Origin of the sequence: Frankia sp. AiPs1, assembly GCF_023716945.1 — a bacterium.
GTDB lineage: Bacteria > Actinomycetota > Actinomycetes > Frankiales > Frankiaceae > Frankia.
Genome location: NZ_JAMQQF010000052.1, coordinates 13,899 through 21,920 on the forward strand (window position 1 = coordinate 13,899; position 8,022 = coordinate 21,920).

The 8,022-nt window shown below is 71.3% G+C and carries 6 protein-coding genes and 1 pseudogene; 4 read left to right on the plus strand and 3 right to left on the minus strand.

Annotated features, from left to right (window positions below; translation table 11 throughout):
• Nucleotides 1–391, minus strand: a pseudogene (locus ND748_RS08330) (hypothetical protein); the annotation flags it as partial.
• Between the two features lie 1,081 nt (nucleotides 392–1,472).
• On the opposite strand from ND748_RS08330, the gene ND748_RS08335 reads away from it, so the two are divergent.
• The 3 genes from ND748_RS08335 (at nucleotide 1,473) to ND748_RS08345 (ending at nucleotide 4,478) form a co-directional block, all read left to right on the plus strand.
• A complete protein-coding gene (locus ND748_RS08335; protein ID WP_251745089.1) occupies nucleotides 1,473–1,652 on the plus strand; it encodes a hypothetical protein in 180 nt (59 codons plus the stop codon).
• Between the two features lie 286 nt (nucleotides 1,653–1,938).
• The gene (locus ND748_RS08340; protein WP_251745090.1) at nucleotides 1,939–3,756 is read left to right on the plus strand and encodes an MFS transporter; all 1,818 of its coding nucleotides are present in this window, start codon (nucleotides 1,939–1,941) and stop codon (nucleotides 3,754–3,756) included.
• A 254-nt stretch (nucleotides 3,757–4,010) separates the two neighbouring features.
• Entirely contained in the window at nucleotides 4,011–4,478 is a 468-nt protein-coding gene (locus ND748_RS08345; RefSeq protein WP_251745091.1) for a MerR family transcriptional regulator, read from the plus strand.
• Nucleotides 4,479–4,566: 88 nt separating this feature from the next.
• On the opposite strand, the gene ND748_RS08350 is transcribed toward ND748_RS08345, so the two are convergent.
• The gene (locus ND748_RS08350; protein ID WP_251745092.1) at nucleotides 4,567–5,676 is read right to left on the minus strand and encodes a PP2C family protein-serine/threonine phosphatase; all 1,110 of its coding nucleotides are present in this window, start codon (nucleotides 5,674–5,676) and stop codon (nucleotides 4,567–4,569) included.
• 186 nt (nucleotides 5,677–5,862) lie between these two features.
• A complete protein-coding gene (locus ND748_RS08355) occupies nucleotides 5,863–6,468 on the minus strand; it encodes a hotdog fold domain-containing protein (protein ID WP_251745093.1) in 606 nt (201 codons plus the stop codon).
• A gap of 393 nt (nucleotides 6,469–6,861) precedes the next feature.
• Here ND748_RS08355 and ND748_RS08360 point away from each other — a divergent pair.
• The coding region (locus ND748_RS08360) for an acyltransferase (protein ID WP_251745094.1) at nucleotides 6,862–8,022 on the plus strand (1,161 nt) is incomplete at its 3' end.

Genomic DNA, 8,022 nt, shown 5'->3' on the forward strand with positions numbered 1-8,022 from the left:
GGTCCTGTCGGTCCTGTTGGGCCTGCGGGTCCTGGGATGCCGTCGGCGCCCGCGGGACCTGCCGGTCCTGGGGCACCGTCGGTGCCCGCTGGTCCTGGGGCACCGTCGGTGCCCGCTGGTCCTGCTGGTCCTGCGATGCCGTCGGCGCCCGCCGGACCTGCCGGTCCTGCGGGTCCTGCGATGCCGTCAGCGCCTGCTGGTCCTGCTGGGCCTGGGGCACCGTCGGTGCCCGTTGGGCCTGTTGGACCTGCGGGTCCTGCGATGCCGTCAGCGCCTTGGGGCCCTGCCGGGCCTGGTGCGCCGTTCGTGCCGTTGACGCCCGCCGGTCCTGCTGGGCCGATCGTGCCCGCCGGGCCTGCTGGGCCTGCCGGGCCTGGTGCGCCGTTGGCACCGTTGGCACCGTTGGCACCTGCTGGGCCTGCCGGGCCTGGTGCGCCGTTGGCACCATTGGCACCGTTGGCACCTGCCGGGCCTGCCGGGCCGGTGGGGCCTGGTGCGCCGTTGGCGCCGTTGGCGCCGTTGGCGCCGTTGGCGCCGTTGGCACCTGCCGGGCCTGCCGGACCAGCTGCGCCGTTGGCGCCGTTGGCACCTGCTGGGCCGTTGGGGCCTGGTCCGCCGTTGGCGCCTGCCGGACCTGCCGGACCTGCCGGACCTGCCGGACCGGTGGCACCGGGTGCGCCGTTGGCGCCTGCCGGACCTGGTGCGCCGCTGGGGCCTGGTGCCCCGTTGGCGCCTGTCGGACCTGCCGGGCCGTCGGCGCCGGGCGCACCTGCCGGACCTGGTGCGCCAACTGGGCCTGGGACGCCTTCCTGGTTCCACACCACGCTGTATTCATCTGCGTGGCATGTGGTCGGATCGGTAACGATACGCGCAATGTGCGTGTATTGGTTGACACATCCGTTGACGACGTCTGGTGTTGCCGCGTTGGCGACCCCGCAGAACATAAGGGTTCCGAATGCGCCGAGCGTCGGCAGTAGTACGAGGCGACTTTTTGAGGCCATACCCTCCTACCTCTCGATGAAGGTAATTCCTGGGGATAGATGGTTACCCATGGGTGAAGTCAGCTTCGCACACGCAATCAGAATCGTTGCGGTGACACGCCTTTCTTGTTTTGTGAATAGCGGATCAGAATGCGACGTAAATGAACACATCTGCAATCCCCGGTCGTCGTCCGGGAATCGACGTCACTGTGCTACGACGCCTAATATTCCCGACAAGTCCTCAGTGGACAGGCCGAAGCCGGTCTGATCAGTTACGAGGAACAGCGGCGGCGGCTGTCGGGCCCCTCCGCGTCGCACGCGCCTGCCGATGCGATCGTCAATGCAATGTCCGATGCGCCGCGGCGAGCAGGGCGAGCTCCTGCGCAGCGGCGGCGAAGCGCGTCCCGCCGATCGCGGCGGCCGAGGCCGCGGCGAAGGCCCACAGCCGGCGGGACACCTCGGCCGCTGCCAGCCCCGGCCGGCCATCGTCGCGTGCAGGGCGGTGCGCAGCCGGTCGGGGAGCGCCTCGACGGCCACCTCGGCGAGCCGCTCGTCACCCTGGTAATCGGTGGACATCGTGACGAGCACCCACGGGTCGCCCGGCTCGGTCAGCCCGGCGGGGTGATCGCCCAGGGCCGGCCGGCGGCCTGCGCGGCCACGGTGGCGCCGTAGGCGTTGGTGTCGACGAGTGCGGCGTCGACGCGCAGTCGGACGTCGTGGCCGCCCTCCGGTAGGGCGAGCAGGCCGGCACGATCCAGCCGTTGACGGCCCGGACGAGACCGTCCTTGGTCCCGACGCGGCGGATGACGGCCTGCAGGCCGACGCCGGCCCGCTCGGCACGCCAGGGGTGGTGGAACATAGGTGGCGGTAAGCGGAAGGTTCCCATTTGTGCGCGCAGCCACTATGAGCCGCATCACATCTACCGCTAACGTGAGATGGAGGCACTAGCCTTCCTGCCGTGACGACTTCCGACACCACCGCCGGCACCTCGCCGCCCGGGGCCGATGACGTCCCGACCGTGTCCGGTTCGGACAACTACAAGTGGATCGCCCTGTCGAACACGACCATCGGTGTCCTGATGGCGACGATCAACAGTTCGATCCTGATCATCGCGCTCCCGGACATCTTCCGGGGCATCAAGGTCGACCCGCTCGCCCCGGGGAACACCTCGTACTTCCTGTGGACCCTGATGGGCTTCATGCTGGTCACGTCGGTGCTCGTGGTGAGCCTCGGCCGGGTCGGCGACATGTTCGGCCGGGTGCGGATGTACAACCTCGGCTTCGCGGTCTTCACCGTGTTCTCGATCCTGCTGGCCGTCACCTGGATGCACGGCACGACCGCCGCATTGTGGATCATCATCATGCGAGTCGGTCAGGGCATCGGCGGCGCGTTCCTGTTCGCGAACTCCAGCGCGATCATCGCCGACGCGTTCCCGGAGAACGAGCGCGGACTGGCGCTGGGCATCAACGGCGTCGCGGCCATCGCCGGGTCGTTCCTCGGCCTGCTGGTGGGCGGCCTGCTCGCCCCGGTCGAGTGGCACCTGGTGTTCCTGGTGTCGGTGCCGTTCGGGATCTTCGGGACGGTCTGGGCCTACCTGAAGCTGCGCGACAACGGCGTGCGCACCCAGGCCCGGATCGACTGGGCCGGCAACATCACCTTCGCCATCGGGCTCATCGCGATCCTGACCGGCATCATCTACGGCCTGCAGCCCTACGGCGGCCACACGATGGGCTGGACCAAGCCGTTCGTGCTGATCTGCATGTTCGGCGGGCTCGCCGTGCTGATCGGGTTCGTCGTGATCGAGCTGCGCTCGTCGGACCCGATGTTCAAGCTGGAACTGTTCAGCAACCGGGCCTTCACCATGGGCAGCCTGGCCGCGCTGCTCGCCGCGCTCGCCCGCGGCGGCCTCCAGTTCATGATCATCATCTGGCTGCAGGGGATCTGGCTGCCGCTGCACGGCTACAGCTTCGAACGGACGCCGCTGTGGGCCGGCATCTACATGATCCCGCTCACCGTCGGTTTCCTGCTGTCCGGACCGGTGGCCGGCCGGCTCGCCGACCGCTACGGGGCGCGCCCGTTCGCCACCATCGGACTGGTCGCCACGGCCGTCGCGTTCCTGCTGTTCAACGTGATCCCGATCGACTTCAACTACGTGGCGTTCGCGGCCATCCTGCTGCTGATGGGCCTGTCCATGGGCCTGTTCGCCGCGCCGAACACCACCGCCGTGATGAACACCCTGCCGCCGAACCAGCGCGGTGCCGGCGCCGGAATGCTCAACACGTTCCAGAACTCGGCGAGCGTGCTGTCCATCGGCGTGTTCTTCACCGTCATCGTGCTGGGCCTCGCCTCCAGCCTGCCGGACGCGATGTTCTCCGGTCTCACCGCCCAGGGCGTCAGCCCGGCGAAGGCCCACGAGCTGGCGAACCTGCCGCCGATCGGCAGCCTGTTCTCCGCGTTCCTCGGCATCAACCCGACCGAGCAGCTCCTCGGTCCGGACACGCTGAACGCCCTCGACCCGAGCAAGGCTCACTTCCTCACCGGGCACTCGTTCTTCCCGAACCTCATCGCCGGTCCGTTCGGCGACGGCCTGCACCTTGCCTTCTATTTCGCCGCCATCGCCTGCGCGCTCGGCGCGGTGCTGTCCTGGCTGCGTGGCAAGGACAGCCCGCACGCGCGCCGCACGCTGCGCGAGGACGCCGCCGAGGGCCTGGCCGGCGCCGGCGACATCGCGGCGATGGAGGACGGTGCAGGCAGCACCCTGGCCGCCGAACGATAGGGCCGCCGATCCGGAGCGGGCCGCCGAACGATCGGGCCGCCGAACGATACGCTCGCCGGGCGACGGCCCCCGGCCAGCGACTCCCGACTATGGCCCCTGACCGGGAACATCCAGCCTCTGAGAGGTCCTGAAACCCGATGGGCGACACCGGCGATGGCGAGGAAGCGCCGGCCGGCCGGGCCGAACGGCCCGGCCGGGCCCTGGCGTCCGACGGCGCCGCGCCGACCGGTGGGAACGTGAGAAACAATCGCGGAGTGCGTGACAAGGACGGGACGAACACGGTGGCGCGCGAGCTGTGCGGCATCGGCCAGGCCGCGCAGAAGCTAGGGGTCTCGGTGCGGGCGCTGCGGTACTACCAGGAGGTGGGGCTGCTCACCCCGTCCGGGCGGACCACCGGCGGCAACCGGCTCTACGCCGACTCCGACCTCGCCCGGGTCCGCCGGATTCGGGAGCTGCAGACCCTGCTCGGCTTCAACCTGGACGAGATCGGGACCATCCTCGCCTACGAGGACCGGCTCGCCCAGGTCCGGGTGGAGTTCCACGCCGCCTCCGACGACGGCGACCGGCTGCGGCTGCTCTCCGAGGGCGAGACCGCGTACGTCAAGCTCCGCGCGGAGATCGACGAGAAGATCAGCCGGCTGGCGGCCTTCCGCGACGAGATCGACGAGCGGCTCGAGCGGATGAACCGGTTCCGCGACGGCGCTGTCGCCCGCTCCTCCTGACACCGGCCGTCGCCGGCCACCCGGCAGCCGATCAGCCATCCGGCAGCGAGCCAGCCACCTTGCAGCGGGACAGCCACCTGGCAGGGGATCAGCCACCCGGCGGGCCGCGGCCTTGCCGGCCAGCCGGGTGGGGCAGCTCGGCGGCCAGCAGGGCGACGTCGTCGTTCAGCGTCGAGCGGGTCCACGCCCGCACCTGGTCCACCAGGTCGGCGATGGACTCCTCCAGCGTGCCGCAGGACAGCGCGGCCTGCGCCGCGGGCAGCAGCGGGAAGAACCGGCCGGTCGTCGGGTCGCGGGCCTCGGTGATGCCGTCGGTATAGAGCAGCAGGCGATCCCCGGGCCGCAGCCTGACCTCGATGGTGTTCTCGGCCGTGTCCTTGGTGTCGGCGAGCAGGCCCAGCGGCGGCAGCCGGGTCGCCACGTCGAGCAGGCTCGCCTGACCCTCGCGGACCAGCACCGGATCCGGGTGGCCCGCGTTGACCAGCCAGAGCCGCCGGCCGTCGACCTGCCCGACCACCGCGGTGACGAAGTCGTCGAGCCCGCAGACCTCGGCGACCTCGGCGTCGAGGCCTGCCAGCACCGTGGGCAGATCCGCCGCCCGCCGCCCGACGAAGCGGAAGCAGCCGAGCACCCGACTGGCGATGCGCACCGCGTCGAGGCCCTTGCCGCGGACATCACCGACGAGCAGGCGGGTGCCCCAGGCGGTGTCGACGACCTCGTACAGGTCCCCGCCGATCCTCGCCTCGGCGGCGGCGCTCTCGTAGCGGACCGCGAAGTGCAGACCCCCGGACGAGCTCGGCACCGCGGCGAGGATCGACTGCTGGGCCACCTCCGCCACCCGGGTGACGTTCTGCAGCTTCGTCTCCCGCCGGGTGTTGTACCGGCTGACCAACACCGCCAGCGCGCCGCCGACCGCTACCCCGCCCAGGCGCACCGCCTGGGCGGTCGGGCCGCCATCGCTCTGACCGAACAGATGATCGAAAATGCCGAGCATGATTCCCACGCCGATCGCCAGCACCCCGTACAACGCGGTCAACCGGGGGCCACCGAACGTGGCGGCGAGCATCGGGCTGAGCACCGCCAGTTCCAGGACGGTCCACTCCCGATTGCTCAGTTCCAACGCGGCGACCCCGGCCAACAGCAGCAGTGGCAGCAGCGAGGTGAACCAGCGCCCCGGCCGGAAGAACAGTGCCCTCAACGCCGGGCACCGCCGAGCCCGAGGATGGGCCGTAGCCAACCTGGACCGGGCCACAGCGAACCTGGGCCGGACCGGTGAGGGGGCCACTCGTCGCGGTCGAGCCTCATGCTGCCTCAACTACCCCCTCGCTGCGGGGCCGAAGCAGAATCCCAGCTCAGCCGGGGTGAACTCGATGAGTGGGAGCGGTCAGGGCTGGCCGGGGCGCAACGCGATGAACAGTCCCTCCGCGTCGACGGTGAGGTCGCCCTCGGGGTCGCGGATCGTCCCGACCACGAAACGCTTGCGGCCCTCCACCCGGTCGAGGTGGGCCTCGACGAGCAGCTCCGGACCGATCGGCGTGATCTTGCGATAGTTGACGTGCAGGTACGCGGTGCGGGAGGTGCCCCGTCCCCCGGCGTTCGCCAGCCGGCCCAGCACGTCATCGAAGAACAGCGGGATGCTGCCGCCGTGCGCGGCGCCGTTGCCGCCCAGGTAGTAGCGCCCGAGCACCAGCCGGCCCCGCACGTGCTCGGTGCTGCTCTCGTCGATGTGGAGTGCCGGCGCGAGCGCCTGGGCGTGGCCGGGCTCGGTGAGCAGGTAGCCGGCGAGCTGCTCGGACTCGCTCACGGTGAACGGGGTGAGCAGCCGGGTCACCTCCTCCAGTCCCTCCCGGGCCTTGCGGGCGACGTCCTCGGGCGGGCTGGCACCGGTGATCGTGTCCTGGGCCGCGCGCAGCGCCTCGATGAGGTCGACGAACTCGCGGTGCTCCGCGGCCGACTTCCCGGCGCTGCCGGCATCTCTCCCGTCCGCCACGCTCCCGTCCGCCACGCTCCCGCCTGCCACCGTGTCCCTCCCGTCGTCCGGCCGCGCACCCCGCGGCACGACCTTCCTTTCCACCTTTGCCTGCCTGGACGCCCGATGCCCGCAGTAGGGGCGAGATGTCCGGCACAGCACGGCTGCGGCCGGTCTGGTGGGCGCGGTTGGCGCCCACGGTCGGTCATGATCATTCTGACTGGGCGGCCGGTCCGGGACCTTCGGGGGTGTTCGCCCGAACCGATCTCGGTCTGTGGCTACGTGACACTAGAGTCCGCATGTGTCGCGTCGCACAGGGCCGGGTGAGCTGCCCGGATGTGGACGTGTCGGCGTGACGGCCCGCGTCGGCGGGCTCCGCGCGAAACCAGATCGTTCTGTCGTGGGGGGAGAATGATGTCTGAATCCGGGGCCTCGCCCGGCGCATCGCCGGTGGTCGAGGCACGGGTCGCCGAGCCGGTGGCTGTGGAGCCGCCTGTCCTCGACCCGGCCGTCGGCGCAGCCGATGAGGGAGTGGGTCGGCGCGGTGTCCCGCGGGCGGCCACGGGGTACAACCCGGCGCTCGACGGGCTGCGGGCGCTCGCGGTCCTCGCGGTGCTCTGTTTCCACATGAACGCCCTGTCCGGTGGCTATCTCGGCGTCGACGTGTTTCTCGTGCTCAGCGGTTTCCTCATCACCGGGCTGCTGCTGGCCGAGCGGGACCGGGTCGGCGCCGTCTCACTGGGCCGGTTCTACGTGCGGCGGGCCTTCCGGCTGCTGCCGGCGTTCGGGGTCTTCGTGGCGGTCGGGGCGGTGCTCGTCGTCGCGGTGAAGACCCGTGCGGACCAGTGGGACTTCCTCGACAACGCGGTCACCTCGCTGCTCTACGTCAACAACTACTACCGGGTGTTCCGGCCCGACTCGGGCGGCGCCTGGTTCGGCCACACCTGGTCACTGTCGCTGGAGGAGCAGTTCTATCTGATCTGGCCCGCGGTGCTGGTCCTGCTGTGCCGGCGCCCGGCGGCGCGCCGCCGGCTGCCGGCGATCCTCGGGGCCGCGGCCGTCGCCGTGTTCGCCTGGCGGGAGATCCTCATCGCCGCCGGGGTCAGCGACGCCCGGATCTACTTCGGCCTGGACACCCGGGCCGATGCGCTGCTGGTGGGCGCGGGCCTCGCCGCCTGGGGCTGGGCGGCGGGCTTCCGGCTGCCCGCCGAGGGCGGCACGGTTCGCCTTCACCACGACTATGGCCGCGGACCCGAGTTGGCGTCGGTGCAGGCCGCGGCGCTCGGCACACTGCTGCTGCTGGGCATCCCGGTGCTGCTGGGCTTCCCGGCCGCACGCCGGCCGCGTCGCCCCCGGCTCGACCCCGAGGCGCCACCCATCGATGGCCCGTCCGGGTGTGAGATTGCCGCCCAGCGTCGGCCGCGGGACGGGTCGACCTGGGCCCGTTCCGCCGTCTCCGGAGCTGACCCCGGCCGCCCCGGGGGGCTCCCATCGCCGGCCGATGGCGCCTGCGGGCGTGATGTCGGATGCGCCGCCCGCGCCGACAGCGGGTCGGCGGGCGCAGCGGGATCGGTG